Source organism: Janthinobacterium sp. P210006 (genome assembly GCF_036231885.1).
Taxonomy (GTDB): Bacteria; Pseudomonadota; Gammaproteobacteria; order Burkholderiales; family Burkholderiaceae_D; genus Janthinobacterium; species Janthinobacterium violaceinigrum.
This window is the reverse complement of sequence record NZ_JAZARD010000001.1, coordinates 485497-502383: the sequence shown is the minus strand read 5'-3', so window position 1 is coordinate 502383 and position 16887 is coordinate 485497. Positions and strand designations below refer to the sequence as shown.

Here is a 16887-nt window from a genome sequence, read left to right as displayed (position 1 = left end):
TTTGCGGCCTGCGATGCTCACCGTACTAGAGTACGGTTGCGCTTCTTGGCCACAAATCGCTGCCGCTCGCTACGGTTTTGCCAGGTGTTATACCGGTACTACCTCACATCGGTTTTACTGCCTCCTTCATGCGCTGAGGCAAGGCCTGTGCAGGCCGTCTTCCCATCAATCCCAGCACCACCTGCAGCGCCATGGCGACGGCGCCGGCGATGAACACCACGTCGCCGAAGGTGCGTATCCAGCGCAGGTTCTGCAGCAGCGGCTGCTGCATGAACGCCTCGCTGCGCGCGTGCCACAGGCCTTCCGTCACGCTGGCATGGAACTGGATGATGCCAATCGGCAGCAAGCTGGTAAAGATCATCAGCGCCAGCCCCCCGTTCAAGCCCCAGAACGCCGTCTTCATCAACGCAGGATTGAAGCGGCAATCCGGCCGCAGATAACGCAGCACCAGCAAGGTAAAGCCCAGCGCCAGAAAGCCGTACACGCCGAACAGCGCCGCATGCGCATGCACGGGGGTCGTGTTGAGGCCCTGGATATAGTACAGGGCCACGGGCGGATTGATCATGAAGCCCAGCACACCCGCGCCCAGCATGTTCCAGAAGGCGACGGCGACAAAGCACATCAGCGGCCAGCGCAGGTTTTCCATCCATGGCGCGCGCTCCTTCAGGCGCCAGTTTTCCCACGCTTCATGGCCCAGCACGATCAGCGGCACCACTTCCAGCGCGCTGAAGCTGGCGCCGATGGCCATCACGGGCGTGGTGGTGCCGGCAAAATACAGGTGGTGGAAGGTGCCAGGGATGCCGCCCAGCATGAACAGCGAGGCCGACGCCAGGCTGGCCGTCGTGGCCATGCGCACCGACACCAGGCCCAGGGTCGAGAAGATGAAGGCCAGCGCCGTGGTGGCGAACACTTCAAAGAAGCCTTCCACCCACAGGTGCACCACCCACCAGCGCCAGTATTCCATCACCGACAAATGCGTGCGTTCGCCGTAGAACAGGCCGGCGCCATAGAACAGGCCGATGGCGCCCACGGACGCCGTCAGCAGCGCCAGCAGGTTCTTGTCGCCGCCCGGCTGGCGCAAGGCCGGCACCACGCCGCGCAGCATCAACACCAGCCACAGCAGGATGCCGGCGAATTTGCCGATCTGCCACAGACGGCCCAGGTCCACATATTCATAGCCCTGATGACCGAGCCAGAAATTCCACTCGGGCGGCATCACTTGCGCAATCGCCAGGTAGTTGCCGATGAACGAGCCGACGACGACGAGCACCAGCGCCCAGAACAGCACGTCGACGCCCAATCGCTGCCACTTCGGGTCCTTGCCGCCATTGATCAGGGGCGCCAGGAACAGGCCGGCGGCCAGGAAGCCCGTGGCGATCCAGAACAGCGCGGCCTGGATATGCCAGGTGCGCGTGAGCGCATACGGGAACCAGCGCGACACGTCGATGCCATAGAACTGCTGCCCTTCCACCGTGTAGTGCGCCGTAAAGCCGCCGATGAAGACCTGGAAGATGAACAGGGCCACCACCAGGAACAGGTATTTGCCCAATCCCCGCTGCGAAGGCGTGAGGGCAAACGTCGTCAGCGGATCGCGTGGACCGGCGGCCGGCAGCGCGTCGTCGTGGTCGCGCAAAAAGGCCCAGCCCCACACGAGGAAGCCCACACCCGCCAGCAGCACCACCACGCTGGCAACCGACCAGACGAGGTTTTCGCCGCTGGGCTGGTTGCCGATCAGCGGTTCATGCGGCCAGTTGTTCGTGTACGTGACCTGCTGGCCCGGACGCTCGGTGGCGGCGGCCCATGCCGTCCAGAAGAAGAACTGCGTCATCTGCGCGCGCCGCTCGGCGCTGGGCAGGGTGTTTTCCTTCATGGCGAAATGCTCGCGACTTTTTTGCAGGGCCGGCGCGTCGGAGAACAGCTGGTCGTAATAGTGCGCCGTGCCGGCGATCGCCTGCACGCGGCGCGGCGACAGGCGCAGCACTTGCGCCTCGTCGGTCCGGTTGCCCCGGTATTCCAGCTTGAGCGCTTCGCGCAGCGCCGCCTGCGCGGGGCCGTCGAGCGCCCCGTACGCCTTGCCATGCTGCTCCTGCGCGGCCAGTTCCAGCCAGGCCGTCAGTTCGCGGTGCAGCCAGTCGGCCGTCCAGTCGGGCGCCTGGTAGGCGCCGTGGCCCCAGATGGAGCCCAGCTGCATGCCGCCCACGGATTGCCAGGCCGTCTGGCCGTCGAGGATGCCCTCGCGGTCGAACAGCTGCCGGCCATCGGGCGCCAGCACTTGCGCGGGGATGGGCGGCGCCTGCCGATACACTTCCGTGCCGTAGTAGCCGAGCAGCGAAAACGTCACGATCAGCACACCGATCAGGGTGAACCAGAGTTTTTTGTAGGGACCCATGGGTCTTTCCTTTGTCAGTGCACCGCGGCCGGCGCAAAGCGCTCGAACAGGATATTGTTTTCGGTATGGATATGCGCCATCAGGTCTTCGCGGAAGGTGCGCAGTCCCGTGTACAGTGCGCGCCAGGTGGTGCAGGCGCCGGCCGGCGCAGTGATCCCGTTCGTCATGTCTTCCAGCGCGCGCAGGGCCACGCCATGGTCGTCATGCTCCATGCGCATCACATTGATGGGCGCGCCCGCCCGCGGGCCCTGGCCGCGCACGATCATGGGGAACAGCACGTCTTCTTCCTTGCGCATATGGCTTTCCAGTTCCTGCGCCATGGCCGACAGGTGTTCCGCCAGCCCGTGCGGACAGTCGGCGCGGCCGCCATGCACCTGCTCGACCTTGCGTGCCAGGCGTATCAGCTCGGGCAGCTGCTCGCGGTGCACGGCGTGGTAGCGCGCCAGCAGGTGTTCCACCAGCTCCGTGGCCGAAGCTTCCTGCCAGTCGCGCTCGCCGCTGGCATCCGCGCGCCCTTCCAGCAGCCGCAATTCTTCGACGATGGGGGCCGTATCCACGCCGGCCGCTTCGGCCGCCGCGCGCAGGGTCTTGTTGCCGCCGCAGCAGAAATCCAGGCGGTGCGCATCGAACAGGCGCGTGGCGCCAGGGATGCGGCGGGCCAGCTGGCCCAGGGACAGGTCGATCATTTCCATAACAGTTCCTTGAGGATGAATAGATAAATTTATTGCACGGCGCCCGCGTGGTAGACGCCGGGCACGGGTTCGCCCGTCACTTCCAGCACGCCCACGGCGCCCTTGCCCGCGCGCGACAGCGCATGGTCGACCAGCAGATAGCTGCCCGGGTGCTGCACCTTGAGTTCGACGATGGTTGCGCCGCCCGGCGCCACGAGCGTCGTTTGCACATCGTGTTTCGGGCTGCTGATCGAGCCTTCGCTGTACACCTTGTCGAAGATCTCGCCGATGATGTGGAACGATGAAATCTTGTTCGGACCGCCCACGCCGAAATAGATGCGCACCGTCTCCCCGACCTTCGCCTGCAATTTGTGCGTCTTGCTCAGGGCGCCCACTTCGCCGTTGAAGACGTAGTAATCGGGCAGCTCGTTGGCCATCTTTTCCAGGTTCGGTTCCTGGTGCACGGGCGCGCCGTGCGGACGGCCCGTGTACATCTCGCCCTGCATCACGTAATACTCGCGGTCCACCTTCGACAAGCCGCCTTCCGGTTCGACCAGGATCATGCCGTACATGCCGGCCGCGATATGCTGCGGCACCAGCGGCGTGGCGCAGTGGTACACGAACAGGCCCGGATTGAGCGCCTTGAAGGTGACGGTTTTTTCCTGCCCCGGCGCCACCTGCGTGTGCTGTCCGCCGCCATGGCCGCCCGTCACGGCGTGCAGGTCGATCGAGTGGATCATCTTGCTGTCCTTCGCGTTGAACAGTGTCAGTTCCACCGTGTCGCCCACCTTCGCGCGCAGCATGGGGCCGGGCACTTGCCGGTTGAAGGTCCAGTACGTAAAACTGGTGCCGTCATCGAGCTTGCCCGGCAGTTCCACCGTCTCCATGCGGTATTTCAGGGTTTGCGGCGCGCGCGTGCCGATGGCACTCGGCACGGAGGCCGGATTGGCCGCCACACTGACGGCCGACGGATCGGGGCCGCGCATCGGCGATGGTGCGGGCGTGTACAGGGCCAGCGCGGCGGCCTGGCCCGATTCGCTGACCGCGCCGGCCCCAGCAGCCTTCGGCGCTCCCGCTTCGGCCAGCGAAGTGCCGCCCACGAGCAGCTTGCCTTCCATGCCGATCTGGCGGTGGCCGGGAATCGAGCAGTAATAGGTAAACGTGCCGGCGCGCGTCACCTTGAAGCGCACGCTGGTGCTGCCGCTATTGGCGCTGAACTTGGCGGACGCCACGTTCAGCTCCGGGATCAGCAAATCGTGTTCGGCGCCTTCGCCGCTTTTCAGTACGAGTTCGACCGTGTCGCCCACGTTCGCCGCCAGCACGGGATTGACCTGGCCCTTGGCGTCGATGAACACCATCTTGCCGTCGACGATATTGGTTTGCAGCTCATAGCGCTTGAGCGCGGCAGCAGCAGGTTTGGCGGCAGTGGCGGCAGCGCTGGCCGGCAGGCTGGCCTGGGCTTGCACGGACAGGGGGAATGCCAGGACGCAGACGGCGGCGGCAATGGCGCGGAGGGAGGGAGTCGTTTTCATCAAGCTTTCCTTGGTCTTGTATGCCGGTTCGGCACCCTTACCTAGGCAAACCGTGTGCCAGGAAAAACTTGTTTTAAATCAACGATTTGAAAAATGCACGGTCGTAATGACCGTGGTTGGCCGTGGTCCGTTGTACCCTGCATGGTACTTATGACCGTCACCGCCATCCACCTGCTGCTGCTCACCGACCTGGTTGCCGACCTGCCCGTGGCCGTGCGCCTGCAACGGCTGGTGGGCAGCCTGCGCGCCCATTTCGGCTGCGAGGCCGTGGCCTTGCTCAAGCTCGATGGCGAGCATCTGCGTCCCGTGGCGATGGCCGGCCTGGCCAGCGATGCGCTGGGGCGCCGCTTCGCCGTCGCCGACCATCCGCGCCTGGCCGCCATCCTGCGGCGGCGCGGCGTGCTGTGCTTCCATCACGACAGTTCCCTGCCCGATCCGTATGACGGCCTGATCGCCGAGCGGGCCGGCGAGCCGCTGCCCGTGCACGACTGCATGGGCATGGCGCTGGACCTGGAGGGCGAACGCTGGGGCGTCATCACGCTCGACGCGCTGCAGGTGGGCACCTTCGACGGGCAGGCGCAGCGCGAGCTGGGCGAACTGGCCTGCGCCATCGAGGCAGCCGTGCGCGTGACGCGGCTGGAAACGGAAATCCGCGCGCTGCGCCTGTCGGGCGGCGCCATGCTGGCCGATGCGCAGGCGCCGCGCGAGGAACACGACTTCGTGGGCCAGAGCAGCGCCATCACGCAGCTGCTGCACGAGCTGCAGGTGGTGGCCGATTCCGAACTGCCCGTGCTGCTGCTGGGCGAAACGGGCGTGGGCAAGGAGCTGTGCGCGCACCGCCTGCACCGCCTGTCGCGCCGCGCGGGCAAGCCCCTGATCCATGTCAATTGCGCGGCCTTGCCGGAATCGCTGGCCGAGAGCGAATTGTTCGGCCATGTGCGGGGCGCGTTTTCCGGCGCCGTCAGCGACCGGCCCGGGCGCTTCGAGGCGGCCGAAGGGGGCACCCTGTTCCTCGATGAAGTGGGCGAGCTGCCGCTGTCGATACAGGCCAAGCTGCTGCGCACCCTGCAAAATGGCGAAATCCAGCGCCTGGGCGCGGACCGGCCGCGCCGGGTCAATGTGCGCGTGATCGCCGCCACCAACCGCAGCTTGCGCGAGCATGTGCGCGACGGCACGTTCCGCGCCGACCTGTACCACCGCTTGTCCGTGTATCCCGTGCCGATTCCGCCGCTGCGCGAGCGGGGCAATGACGTGCTGCTGCTGGCGGGCGGTTTTCTTGAGCTCAACCGCGCGCGCCTGGGCCTGCGCAGCCTGCGCCTGTCCGCCGCGGCGGAAAACGCCCTGTGCCAATACCGCTGGCCGGGCAATGTGCGCGAACTCGAACATGTGATCAGCCGGGCCGCGCTGAAAGCCGTGATCCGCGGCGCGGACCGCAAGGACATCGTGACCCTGGAAACGGATATGCTCGACCTCGATGCGCTGGAGACGCCGGCCGGCGCAGGCGCGCTACTGCCGGAACCGGCAGCGTGCGGCACGCCGGCAGCGCCGCTGCTGTCCATGCATCAGATCGTGGAAGCGAGCCAGCGCCAGGCCATCCGGCAAGCGCTGCTGCTGCATCAAGATAACTGGGCCGCTGCCGCGCGGCAGCTGGGGCTGGACGCCAGCAATTTGCACAAGCTGGCGCGCCGGGTGGGGCTGAAGAACACCTGACCAAACCTACTGCGCGTCGGTATAGGCAAGCTGCGATGCTCACTGTGCTTCAGCACAGTTCCGCGTCTCGGCCGCCTCTCCCTTCCGCTCGCTACGGTTTTGTCAGGTGTCACAACAACTAATAGACCCTGCGAAACCGCTCAGCGGTGGATGACCAGGGTCGTCGGCAGGCTGTGCAGGTAGGCGGCCAGGTCCTTGATGTCCTGGTTGCTCAGCGGTTTTACCTGGCCCGTCATGATGGCGTTGTTGCGGCCGTTGGCCTTGTCGCCCCGTTTATACGCCGTCAAGGCATGTTCCAGATAGTCCCGGTGCTGGCCCGCCAGCTTGGGGTAGGAAGGGTCGATGGGCGAACCGTAATCCTTGCCGTGGCAGGTGGCGCAGCTGTATTTTTCAGCCAGGGCCTTGCCCGTGTTGATATTGCCGGCGGCGCTGGCGCCGAACGAGACGGTGGCGCAAACGAGGGCGGCGAGTAATGTTTTCATCTGGCTGATCCTCAGTTCGGCTTGGCTTGTTGCGCATAGTACGCGGCGACATCGGCGATATCCTGGTCCGACAGGCTGCTGGCGATGCCCTTCATGCTGGGGTGCTTGCGATCGCCCTTCTTGTAGGCTTGCAGCGCATTCTCGATATATTTTGCCGGCTGGCCGCCGATCATCGGCACCTGGAACACTTCGGGGAAGGTTGCCTTGTAACCGGGGATGCCGTGGCAACCGATACACATTTCCACCTTGGCAGCGGCTGCCTTGGCGTTTCCTACAATGTCAGCCGCTGTGACGGCATTTGCTATGCCGGCAAGCACGAGAAGTGCAAATATTTTTTTCATAGTGGCAAAGTGAACAGAGGTAATCGGAGAAACGCCAGAGCTGGTTTTTTTTGATCTTATGTATTGACAATTAAGGTTGCCAATTAAGCTGCTACTTGCCGATTCTAGCCAAGATATTCTTGCAAGTCCACCTATAAAACCCGCATTGTAGGCAGGCAGGCACAGGCCGTCCGCGTGGCAGTGCGCCACAGTTCTGTTTATACTCACCGTTTCCCTACTTTGGCAGACCGCTCATGCAAGCAAAGCACCCCCAGCAAGGCCTACGCTTCGAAGGTTCCGACAGCTACGTCGCCACCGCCGACCTGAAACTGGCCGTGAATGCGGCGCTGACCCTGCAGCGCCCGCTGCTGATCAAGGGCGAGCCGGGTACGGGCAAGACCATGCTGGCCGAGGAAGTGGCTGCCGCGCTGAACATGCCGCTGATGCAATGGCATATCAAATCGACCACCAAGGCGCAGCAGGGCCTGTACGAATACGACGCCGTCTCGCGCCTGCGCGATTCGCAGCTGGGCGACGAGCGCGTGCGCGACATCCAGAACTACATCGTCAAGGGCGTACTGTGGCAGGCGTTCACGGCACCCGAGCCGGTGGTGCTCCTGATCGACGAGATCGACAAGGCCGACATCGAATTCCCGAACGACCTGCTGCGCGAACTGGACCGCATGGAATTCTATGTGTACGAAACGCGCGAAATGGTCACGGCGCGCCACCGTCCGCTCGTCATCATCACCTCGAACAACGAGAAGGAATTGCCGGATGCCTTCCTGCGCCGCTGCTTCTTCCATTACATCAAATTCCCGGACAAGGACACGATGGAGCAGATCGTCGCCGTCCACTACCCGCACCTGAAACAGGAATTGCTGGCCCAGGCGCTGCAAACCTTCTATGAAGTGCGCGACGTGCCGGGCCTGAAGAAAAAGCCGTCGACGTCGGAATTCCTCGACTGGCTCAAGCTCCTGCTGGCCGAAGACATTCCGGCCGAAGCCTTGCGCAGCAAGGACAACAAGGCCGTCGTGCCGCCGCTGCACGGCGCGCTGCTGAAAAACGAGCAGGACGTGCACCTGTTCGAGCGCCTGATGTTCATGTCGCGCACCAACCGCTAAGGAGCGCCGGTGAACGACATCAGCCCGGACAAGGTCTTCGCGCCCCTGGAACTGCACGGCATCCGCCTCGAAGCGCTGGCGCCGCACCATGCGCCCGGCTTGCGCGCGGCAGCCGCGGACGGCGCGCTGTGGAACCTGCGCGTCACTTCCGTGCCCGAGCCGGACCAGGTGGACCAGTACATCTTCAAGGGCATCGAGATGCGCCCCGCGCGCTTCGCCTTTGCCGTCGTCGATGCGGCCAGCGGCGAAGTGCTCGGCACCACCAGCTACCACGACGTGGCGCCAGCCATCGGCCGCCTGGAAATCGGCTACACCTGGTATGCGAAACGCTGCCAGCGCAGCCACGTCAACACTACCTGCAAATTGCTGCTGCTGGCGCACGCCTTCGACACCCTCGGCTGCGCGCTGGTGGGTTTTCGCACCGATAATTTCAACCATGCCTCGCAGGCGGCCATCGAACGCCTGGGCGCGAAAAAGGATGGCGTGCTGCGCCACCATGCGCTGCGCCGCGACGGCACCGTGCGCGACACGGTCATGTACAGCATCACGCGGGGCGAGTGGCCCGAGATCGCGGCCCATCTGCGCTACAAGCTGGCGCAGCGTCCGATCGCCGCGCTGCCCCGCGCGGGCGGCGCAGGGACAGAGGAAGTGCCATGCTGATCGATTTCTTCTTCACGCTCAAGGATGCGAAGATTCCCGTCTCGATCAAGGAATTCCTGACCCTGCTCGAAGCGCTGCAGCAAAACGTCATCGACGCCTCGATGGACGATTTTTACTATCTGGCGCGCCTGACCCTGGTCAAGGATGAAGCCCATTTCGACAAGTTCGACCGCGCGTTTGCCCAGTACTTCAAGGGCGTCAACGCCGCCTTCGACACGAATGCGGCGATTCCCCTCGACTGGCTGCTCAAGCGCATGCAGCGCGAGCTGTCCGAGGAGCAGAAGGCGCAGCTGGAAAAATTCGGCTACGACAAGCTGATGGACCGCCTCAACGAGCTGCTGAAGGAACAGAAGGAACGCCACGAAGGCGGCAGCAAGTGGATAGGCACGGGCGGCACCTCGCCGTTCGGCAATGGCGGCACGAATCCGGAAGGCATCCGCATCGGCGGCAAGGGCGGCAACCGCACGGCCGTGAAAGTGTGGGAAGCGCGCAGCTACAAGGACTACGACGGCGAACGCGAACTGGGCACGCGCAACATCAAGGTGGCCCTGCGCCGCCTGCGCAAGTTCGCGCGCGAAGGGGCGGAAGACGAATTGGCGCTCGACGCCACCATCGCCGCCACGGCCAATAACGCGGGCTATCTGGATATCAGGATGCGCCCCGAGCGCAAGAACCGCATCAAGGTACTGATGCTGCTCGACGTGGGCGGCAGCATGGACGACCATATCGAGCGCACCGAGGAACTGTTTTCGGCGGCGAAGACGGAATTCAAGAACATGGAGTTCTTTTACTTCCATAACTGCGTCTACGACTACCTGTGGAAGAACAACCGGCGCCGCAACGCCGAGCGTTTTCCCACCTGGGACGTGCTGCGCAAGTATCCGCCCGATACCAAGCTGATCTTCGTCGGCGACGCCACCATGAGCCCCTATGAAATCCTGCAGCCGGGCGGCAGCGTCGAGTACAACAACGAGGAAGCGGGATCGACGTGGCTGGCGCGCTTTACCCAGGCATTCCCGAAATTCATCTGGCTCAATCCCGAGTCCGAGGGCTTGTGGCAATACCGCCAGTCCATCGGCGTCATGCGGCAATTGATGAACAACCGCATGTTCCCCCTGTCGATCGACGGGCTGGAACGGGGCATGCGTCTGCTTAGTAAATAAAGACTCACGACAAAAAGTCCATGGCGGCAGGGGGCCGCCATGTCGTACACTGCAACACGGAACTACCGTGCGGAGCATCTCCGCTGCGGGCGGGTAGCATACGCTGATACCAGCCCTGCCCCACCCTGCTGCATCCTGTGCGCGGCCGCCATGGCCGCGACACTGTTCGATTGCGCACATCGTGCGCGCCTTCTGCTCCGGTAGAATCGGCGCATCGCTCTGCGCAAACAATGCACCATCGCTGCACCACGACATTGCCGCGCCAGCCCCCGTGCTGCCGGCCGGTGCCAGCGCCATTTTCAAAGGAATGAGCATGCAAAGTCTCCTCTCGATCGCCGCCGACCTGTCCTGGCCGTTCGCCATCACCCTGGCCTGGGTGGTGGGCGAATTCGGCCACCGCTGGACAGGCCTGCCGCGCATCAGTTTTTATGGCGTGATCGGCTTCATCCTGGCGCAGACGCAAGTGGGCGTGCTGCCGCAGACGGACGCGGGCCCCATGCTGGTACTGGCCGACGTGGCCTTCGGCCTGATCCTCTTCGAAGTCGGCTACCGCATCAACCTGCGCTGGCTGAAGAACAACCCTTGGATCGCCGTCACGGGCCTGGTCGAGTCCTTGCTGACCTTTGCCGTCGTCTACTTCATCGGCATCGAATTCGGTTCCACCTCGATGACGGCGCTGCTGCTGGCGTCCCTGGCCATGTCCACTTCGCCCGCCACCATCATGCGCGTGATTAACGAGGAACGCAGCTCGGGCCAGGTCACGGAGCGCATCGTCCACCTGACGGCGCTCAACTGCGTGCTGGCCGTCTTCACGTTCAACATCATCGTCGGTTTCTGGATGTTCCAGAGTTCCACCGACCTGATCGAGGCGAGCAGCAGCAGCGCCGCCGTGCTGGCCGCCTCCGTGGCCGCCGGCACCGTCTTCGGCATCGTCGTGCCGGCCATGCTGCGCCGCCTGGGCAATATGGCGCAGGATGCCACCGTCGCCTTTGCGCTGTCGGTGATGCTGCTCGTCGCCCTCACCTACACCACCAGCCTGTCGCCGCTGCTGGCGACGCTCACTTTCGGCCTGGTGGCGCGCCACCGCCGCGTCGCCTTCAGCCAGGCGCAGCGCAATTTCGGCGCGCTGGGCGAGCTGCTGACGGTGCTGCTGTTCGTGTATGCCGCCTCGACCCTGGAATGGGCCAGCGTGACGGCCGGCGCAGGCCTGGCCCTGGCCGTCGTCGGCGGGCGTTTGCTGACCAAAGTCGTCGGCGTGGCCGCGTTTTCGCATGTCAGCGGCATTTCCTGGCGCAAGGGCGTGCTGACGGGCGTGGCGCTCACGCCCGTCTCCGTCTTCATCATCCTGCTGCTCGAACACGCGCGCCAGCATGGCGTGAACTTCGGCGACGAATTGAACGCCCTGGCCGCCGTCACCCTGGGCCTGGAACTGGTCGGTCCCGTGCTGGTGCAGCGCGTGCTGATGCTGGCCAAAGAAACCCACGAAATCAAGGAGCGCTAAATGCCGCTGGAACCCTTTGGCCAATCGGCCGCGCTGACTTTCGGCGTCGAACTCGAACTGCAGCTGGTGAACCTGTCGGACTACGACTTGACGGCCGCCAGCCCCGACCTGCTGCATCTGCTGAACAAAAAACCGTTCCCCGGCAACGTCACGCCGGAAATCACCGAGAGCATGATCGAGATCAACTCGAGCGTGCACACGCATCACGGCCCCCTGCTGGAGCAGCTGCAGGAAATCCGCGACACCTTGATCACGGCCGGCGACAAGCTCAATATCGGCATCGCGGGCGGCGGCACCCACCCATTCCAGCAATGGTCGTCGCAAAAGATCTTTTCCAAGCCACGCTTCCAGGAGATTTCGGAACTGTACGGCTACCTGGCCAAGCAATTCACCATCTTCGGCCAGCACGTGCACATCGGCTGCGCCTCGGGCGACGACGCCATGTTTTTGCTGCATTCGCTGAACCGCTACATCCCCCACTTCATCGCCCTGTCGGCATCCTCGCCTTACGTGCAGGGACGCGACACCCTGTTCGACTCGGCGCGCCTCAATTCCGTGTTTGCGTTTCCCATGAGCGGGCGCGCGCCGTTCACCCTGAGCTGGGACCAGTTCTCCAACGAGTATTTCGCCAAGATGGAGAACACGGGCATCATCAAGAGCATGAAGGATTTTTACTGGGATATCCGCCCCAAGCCGGAATTCGGCACCATCGAGCTGCGCGTGTGCGACACGCCGCTGACGGTGGAGCGCGCCGCCGCGCTGGCCGCCTACCTGCAAGCGCTATGCCGCTACCTGCTCGAACGCAAGGAAGCGCCGCCAGTGGAAGACGATTACCTCGTGTATAACTACAACCGCTTCCAGGCCTGCCGCTTCGGCCTCGACGGCGCCATCACGCATCCGAAAACCTACGAAACGATGTCGCTGCGCGAAGACATCATGACCACCCTGCGCAAGATGGAACCGCACGCCGAAGCGCTGGGCAGCACGCCGGCCCTGAAACACCTGTCGGACGTGGCCAAGCAGTGGAGCGATGCGCAATACCTGCGCAAGCAGCATAGCTTGCAGGGCAGCGCCGAGGGGATGGTGGATTCGGCCATCCGCTGCTTCCGGGGCGAACCGATGAATTATTGACGCTGCACGCGCCGGTAGCGTAGGTCGGATTAGCCCATAGGGCGTAATCCGACAATATTGTTAGCGCCAGTGGCGGCGTCGGATTACGCGCTTGCGCGCTAATCCGACCTACAGTCTGGCCTAAGCGACGTCGCATCCATGGGGTCTGCCCCGCCGGGTCAGCCCCCGGCATTCAGCAACGCCAACCCAAAAAACCACACCCGCCGCCCCCGTCATTTACAGCCCCCGCCCCCGCTTGTTACAATAAGTGAGAATGATTCTTATTATTGTTTAAACCAAGGACCCAGCCCCGCTGGATGGGCCATGCAAGGGGAACGCGATGCCGCTGGCAGAGCCGCTACAACGCCAGGACATCGCCACACTGTATGCCGAGCACCACGGCTGGCTGCAGGGCTGGCTGCGCAAAAAGCTGGGCAGCACGGCCTGCGCGGCCGATATGGCGCAGGACACGTTCATGCGCCTGCTCGACCGCGAAGACGCCGTCGCCGCGCGCGAGCCGCGCGCCTTTCTCGCCACCGTGGCCCAGCGCGTGCTGTTCAACCATTACCGCCGCCAAAAGCTGGAGCAAGCCTACCTGGACGTGCTGGCGCAACTGCCGCCCCCGCACACGCCGTCGCCCGAGGAACGGGCGCTGCTGCTCTCCACGCTGTTCGAACTGGACCGCATGCTCGACGGCTTGCCGCCGCCCGTCAAGCGCGCCTTCCTGCTGCGCCAGCTCGACGAGCTGCCGCAGGACGATATCGCGCGCCGGCTGGGCATCTCGCTGGCCACGGTGAAACGCCATTTGCAGCGGGCCGGCAGCGCCACGCAGGCGTGGCAGCAGCTGCAAATCCAGCATGAACACCTGCCGCCCGGGACGCATGCGACGCTGCTGCGGGCCTGCGCGCAAGCGAATGCGCCGCGCCGCCACGCCGTCAAGACCCTGGCCCTGCTGCTGGCTTGCGGCGCCTCGCTGTACGCGTTCGAGCGCCGCAGTCCGTGGCGCAGCTGGACGGCCGATTACCGCACGGGCATCAACCAGCGCCGCGTCGTGACTCTGCGCGATGGCACGCAGCTCACGCTCAACACGCATAGCGCCATCGACATCGATTACAGCGGCGAACAGCGGCGCATCGCGCTGCTGTCCGGCGAAATCTTCATCGCCACCGGCAAGGATGCGGCGCAGCGTCCCTTCTTCGTCGACACGCCGCACGGCCAGCTGCAGGCGCTGGGCACGCGTTTCACGGTACGCCTGCACGATGGCTATACCAGCGCCGGTGTGCTCGAAGGCGCCGTCGCCGTGCTGGCCGGTGATGGCGGACAGCGCCTGGTGCTGCATCCCGGCGAAGGTGCCCATTTCGACAGCGCGGGCCTGCACCGCCAGGCGCTGGCCCCCTATGGCGGCGCCTGGCTGAACGGCATGTTGGTGGCGCGCGACATGCGCCTGGCCGATTTCCTCGCCGAGCTGTCGCGCTACAGCGAGCAGCCGCTGGCCTGCACGCCCGCCATCGCCGGCCTGCGCGTGTCCGGCTCCTACCCGCTGGCCGACGTGGATGCCATCCTCGACGCCGTCAGCGCCAGCCTGCAGCTGCGGCGCAATACCGTCACGCGCTTCTGGGGACATCAGGTGGTGCGCATCGAACTGGCGGCGCGCTAACGATATTTTCCGCAAAGTGAGCTGTTTCGCCGTGCTCGCGTGACTTGGAAGACAGGCAGTCTCCATCTTGCGCATCCACGAAAGGTTTTATTCCATGCATCACGCTTCGCGTTCCCTCCTGACCCGCACCGTCCTCGCCTGCGCCCTGTCGCAGATTGGCCTGGCCCTCACCCTGCCCGCGCTGGCCCAGGCACAAAGCCAGCAAGTGCGCGTCTACAGCATTCCCGCCGGCGCGCTGGGCGACGTGCTCACGCGCTTCGGCAGCGACAGCGCCATTTTATTGTCGTTCTCCAGCGAGACCACGCAAGGCTTGCGCAGCGCCGGCCTGCAAGGCAGCTATGGCGTGCACGATGGTTTCCGCGTGCTGCTGGCCGGCAGCGGCCTGCAAGCCGTGCCGCAGCCGAATGGCGGCTACCTGCTGCAAAAGATCCCCGCTGGCGCCAACGCCCCAACGGCGGACAGCCGCGGCGTGGCCGTCATGAGCGGCGTCACCGTGGTGGCGGCAGCCGAGCGCAGCGCCGTCACGGGTGGCACGGGCAGCTATACGGGCGGCCCCGCCAACGGCGCCACGGGCCTGGTCCTGACGCAGCGCGAGACGCCGCAGTCGCTGACCATCGTCACGCGCCAGCAGATGGATGACCAGAACAGCAACGCCGTCTCGGACGTCATGAAGAACGTCAACGGCGTGAGCGTGCAAAACTACGACAGCGACCGCTGGAGCTTCCAGGCGCGCGGCTTCGCCGTCACCAATTTCCAGTACGACGGCGTGTCGGCCATCTACGACGGCGTGTACGACTGGGGCACGACCAACAGCGACATGGCCATCTACGACCGCATCGAAGTGCTGAAGGGCGCGACGGGCCTGATGAGCGGTTCGGGCGACCCGTCGGCCACCGTCAACATGGTGCGCAAGCGCCCCACCGCCAGCTTCGAGGGCTCGGCCACTCTGGGCGCCGGCTCGTGGGACAACTACCGCGGCGAAGCCGACGTCTCCGGCCCCCTGAACGACAGCCGCACGGTGCGCGGCCGCCTCGTGGGCGCCTACCAGGACAAGCATTCCTACCTGGACCGCTACACGCAGCAGAAAGCCGTCGCCTACGGCATCGTCGAGGCGGACCTGACGCCCGTCACGCTGCTGACGGCCGGCTTCACGCACCAGGATTACAAGCCGCGCGGCTCGACCTGGACGGGGTTCCCCGTGCTGTTCTCGGACGGCACGCGCACCGCTCTGCCCACCTCGTGGAACCCGGCCACGGACTGGAGCCGCCGCGACATGCAGAACACCACGCTGTTCACGTCGCTGGAACATACGTTCGCCAACGAATGGAAGGTGAAATTGAGCGCCAGCCAGCTGCGCAGCAAGCATGACAGCGTGCTCGGTTCGGCCAGCGGCGGCAATCCCGCTCCCGACACGGGCGAAGGCACGTATTTCTTCATGGGCAAATACAAGGGCGACCGCCGCCAGACCACCATCAACGTCGACGCCAGCGGACCATTCACGGCCTTCGGCCGCCAGCATGAAGCGATGTTCGGCTATTCCACCTCGACGGCAAAGCAGGATGGCCCCGTCTACGAATCGGTCTATCCGCCCCTCGATGGCAGCTATTTCGACTGGCGCGGCCAATACGCGGAACCGGCCTTCAAGCGCCTGGGCAACGATAACGACCGCACGCGCCAGAGCGGCCTGTATGGCGCCGTGCGCCTGCATCCCGTCGACGCGCTGTCGGTGATTCTCGGCGCCCGCATGAGCAACTACCTGCAAGAGCAGGACCGCAGCTTCTTCGACGCCGGCACGGCGCGCATCCGCTCGCGCATCGAGGAAAACAAGGTCGTCACGCCATATGCGGGCGTCGTGTATGACATCGACAAGACCTATTCCGTGTTCGGCAGCTACACCAGCATCTTCGCGCCGCAGAGCAACCGCGACGTCAACCGCAACTTTCTGTCGCCCGTGCGCGGCAAGGGTTTGGAAGCGGGCGTGAAGGCAGAATATTTGGACGGCAAGGTCAATGCCAGCGCCGCCCTGTTCCAGATCCGCCAGAGCAATGTGGCCAGCTCCGTGGGCGAGGTCAATGGCGAGGAAGCGTACAAGGCCATCGACGGCGTCACCAGCCGCGGCCTGGAAATGGAAGTGACGGGCGAAGTGATGAAGGACGTGAAGCTGAGCGCCGGCTACACCTACACCCACGTGCGCGACGCGGATGGCAAGGACGTCTTTTCCACCATGCTGCAAACCACGCAGCCCGCCCACCTGGTGCGCGTGCAGGGCACGTGGCGCCTGCCGGCCAGCCTGGACAAGCTGACCGTCGGTGGCGGCATCAACTGGCAAAGCAGCTACTACGGCAATATCTGGAACCCCGCCATCGACGATTATTCGCGCATCAAGCAGGGCAGCTACGCGCTGGCCAACTTGCTGGCCCGCTACGAGATCAGCAAGAACGTCACGGCCAGCCTGAACGTGAACAACCTGCTCGACAAGAAGTACTTCACGGGACTGGGCCTGTTCCAGACGGGCTTTTACGGCGAACCGCGCAATGTGATGTTCACTGTGCGCACGAAGTTTTAACG

General features: G+C 64.5%; 13 protein-coding genes and 1 pseudogene. 9 read left to right on the top strand and 5 right to left on the bottom strand.

Annotation, left to right across the window (positions count from 1 at the left end):
• Positions 1-103: 103 nt before the first annotated feature.
• The 3 genes from VPH41_RS02220 to nirK are packed head-to-tail and all read right to left on the bottom strand — an operon-like array spanning position 104 to position 4592.
• Positions 104-2389, bottom strand: coding sequence for a nitric-oxide reductase large subunit (locus VPH41_RS02220; RefSeq protein ID WP_328568823.1), 2286 nt, complete (start codon positions 2387-2389; stop codon positions 104-106).
• 14 nt (positions 2390-2403) lie between these two features.
• Positions 2404-3081, bottom strand: coding sequence for an iron-sulfur cluster repair protein YtfE (gene ytfE / locus VPH41_RS02215; protein WP_152285095.1), 678 nt, complete (start codon positions 3079-3081; stop codon positions 2404-2406).
• Between the two features lie 29 nt (positions 3082-3110).
• Positions 3111-4592, bottom strand: a complete 1482-nt coding sequence (gene nirK / locus VPH41_RS02210) for a copper-containing nitrite reductase (protein WP_328568822.1) — start codon at positions 4590-4592, stop codon at positions 3111-3113.
• 150 nt (positions 4593-4742) lie between these two features.
• Here nirK and norR point away from each other — a divergent pair, with 150 nt between their 5' ends.
• The gene (norR, locus tag VPH41_RS02205; RefSeq protein ID WP_328568821.1) at positions 4743-6302 is read left to right on the top strand and encodes a nitric oxide reductase transcriptional regulator NorR; all 1560 of its coding nucleotides are present in this window, start codon (positions 4743-4745) and stop codon (positions 6300-6302) included.
• A 140-nt stretch (positions 6303-6442) separates the two neighbouring features.
• Here the strand turns inward: norR and VPH41_RS02200 are convergent, their stop codons facing one another.
• Positions 6443-6784: a c-type cytochrome gene (locus tag VPH41_RS02200; RefSeq protein WP_152255110.1), complete on the bottom strand. Its 342-nt coding sequence runs from the start codon at positions 6782-6784 to the stop codon at positions 6443-6445.
• Positions 6785-6795: 11 nt separating this feature from the next.
• A complete protein-coding gene (locus VPH41_RS02195) occupies positions 6796-7125 on the bottom strand; it encodes a c-type cytochrome (protein WP_077408527.1) in 330 nt (109 codons plus the stop codon).
• Positions 7126-7358: 233 nt separating this feature from the next.
• Here VPH41_RS02195 and VPH41_RS02190 point away from each other — a divergent pair, with 233 nt between their 5' ends.
• The 8 genes and pseudogenes from VPH41_RS02190 to VPH41_RS02155 all read left to right on the top strand — a co-directional run bounded on the left by VPH41_RS02190 (position 7359) and on the right by VPH41_RS02155 (position 16885).
• Positions 7359-8228 (top strand): AAA family ATPase, encoded by an 870-nt coding sequence (locus VPH41_RS02190; protein ID WP_328568820.1) that lies wholly within the window; start codon positions 7359-7361, stop codon positions 8226-8228.
• Between the two features lie 9 nt (positions 8229-8237).
• On the top strand, positions 8238-8888 hold the full coding sequence (locus VPH41_RS02185; RefSeq protein ID WP_328568819.1) for a GNAT family N-acetyltransferase: 651 nt from the start codon (positions 8238-8240) through the stop codon (positions 8886-8888).
• Positions 8882-10051 (top strand): vWA domain-containing protein, encoded by a 1170-nt coding sequence (locus VPH41_RS02180; RefSeq protein ID WP_152255107.1) that lies wholly within the window; start codon positions 8882-8884, stop codon positions 10049-10051. Before VPH41_RS02185 ends, VPH41_RS02180 begins: the two co-directional genes overlap by 7 nt.
• A 313-nt stretch (positions 10052-10364) precedes the next feature.
• Entirely contained in the window at positions 10365-11552 is a 1188-nt protein-coding gene (locus tag VPH41_RS02175) for a cation:proton antiporter (protein ID WP_193316932.1), read from the top strand.
• Positions 11553-12683, top strand: coding sequence for a YbdK family carboxylate-amine ligase (locus VPH41_RS02170; protein ID WP_101482803.1), 1131 nt, complete (start codon positions 11553-11555; stop codon positions 12681-12683).
• 319 nt (positions 12684-13002) lie between these two features.
• Positions 13003-13485: pseudogene (locus VPH41_RS02165) on the top strand (sigma-70 family RNA polymerase sigma factor); the annotation flags it as partial.
• On the top strand, positions 13468-14319 hold the full coding sequence (locus tag VPH41_RS02160) for a FecR family protein (protein WP_328569604.1): 852 nt from the start codon (positions 13468-13470) through the stop codon (positions 14317-14319). The pseudogene VPH41_RS02165 and the gene VPH41_RS02160, both read left to right, overlap by 18 nt.
• A 94-nt stretch (positions 14320-14413) precedes the next feature.
• Complete coding sequence (locus VPH41_RS02155; RefSeq protein ID WP_328568818.1) at positions 14414-16885, top strand: TonB-dependent siderophore receptor; 2472 nt, start codon at positions 14414-14416, stop codon at positions 16883-16885.
• The last annotated feature ends 2 nt before the right edge of the window (positions 16886-16887 follow it).

Excerpts from the sequence above, each read along its gene's own strand:
- VPH41_RS02195 (WP_077408527.1), bottom strand. The coding sequence starts at position 7,125 with ATGAAAAAAATATTTGCACTTCTCGTGCTTGCCGGCATAGCAAATGCC.
- VPH41_RS02170 (WP_101482803.1), top strand. The coding sequence starts at position 11,553 with ATGCCGCTGGAACCCTTTGGCCAATCGGCCGCGCTGACTTTCGGCGTC.
- nirK (WP_328568822.1), bottom strand. The coding sequence starts at position 4,592 with ATGAAAACGACTCCCTCCCTCCGCGCCATTGCCGCCGCCGTCTGCGTC.
- VPH41_RS02175 (WP_193316932.1), top strand. The coding sequence starts at position 10,365 with ATGCAAAGTCTCCTCTCGATCGCCGCCGACCTGTCCTGGCCGTTCGCC.
- VPH41_RS02155 (WP_328568818.1), top strand. The coding sequence starts at position 14,414 with ATGCATCACGCTTCGCGTTCCCTCCTGACCCGCACCGTCCTCGCCTGC.
- norR (WP_328568821.1), top strand. The coding sequence starts at position 4,743 with ATGACCGTCACCGCCATCCACCTGCTGCTGCTCACCGACCTGGTTGCC.
- VPH41_RS02200 (WP_152255110.1), bottom strand. The coding sequence starts at position 6,784 with ATGAAAACATTACTCGCCGCCCTCGTTTGCGCCACCGTCTCGTTCGGC.
- VPH41_RS02180 (WP_152255107.1), top strand. The coding sequence starts at position 8,882 with ATGCTGATCGATTTCTTCTTCACGCTCAAGGATGCGAAGATTCCCGTC.
- VPH41_RS02220 (WP_328568823.1), bottom strand. The coding sequence starts at position 2,389 with ATGGGTCCCTACAAAAAACTCTGGTTCACCCTGATCGGTGTGCTGATC.
- ytfE (WP_152285095.1), bottom strand. The coding sequence starts at position 3,081 with ATGGAAATGATCGACCTGTCCCTGGGCCAGCTGGCCCGCCGCATCCCT.
- VPH41_RS02190 (WP_328568820.1), top strand. The coding sequence starts at position 7,359 with ATGCAAGCAAAGCACCCCCAGCAAGGCCTACGCTTCGAAGGTTCCGAC.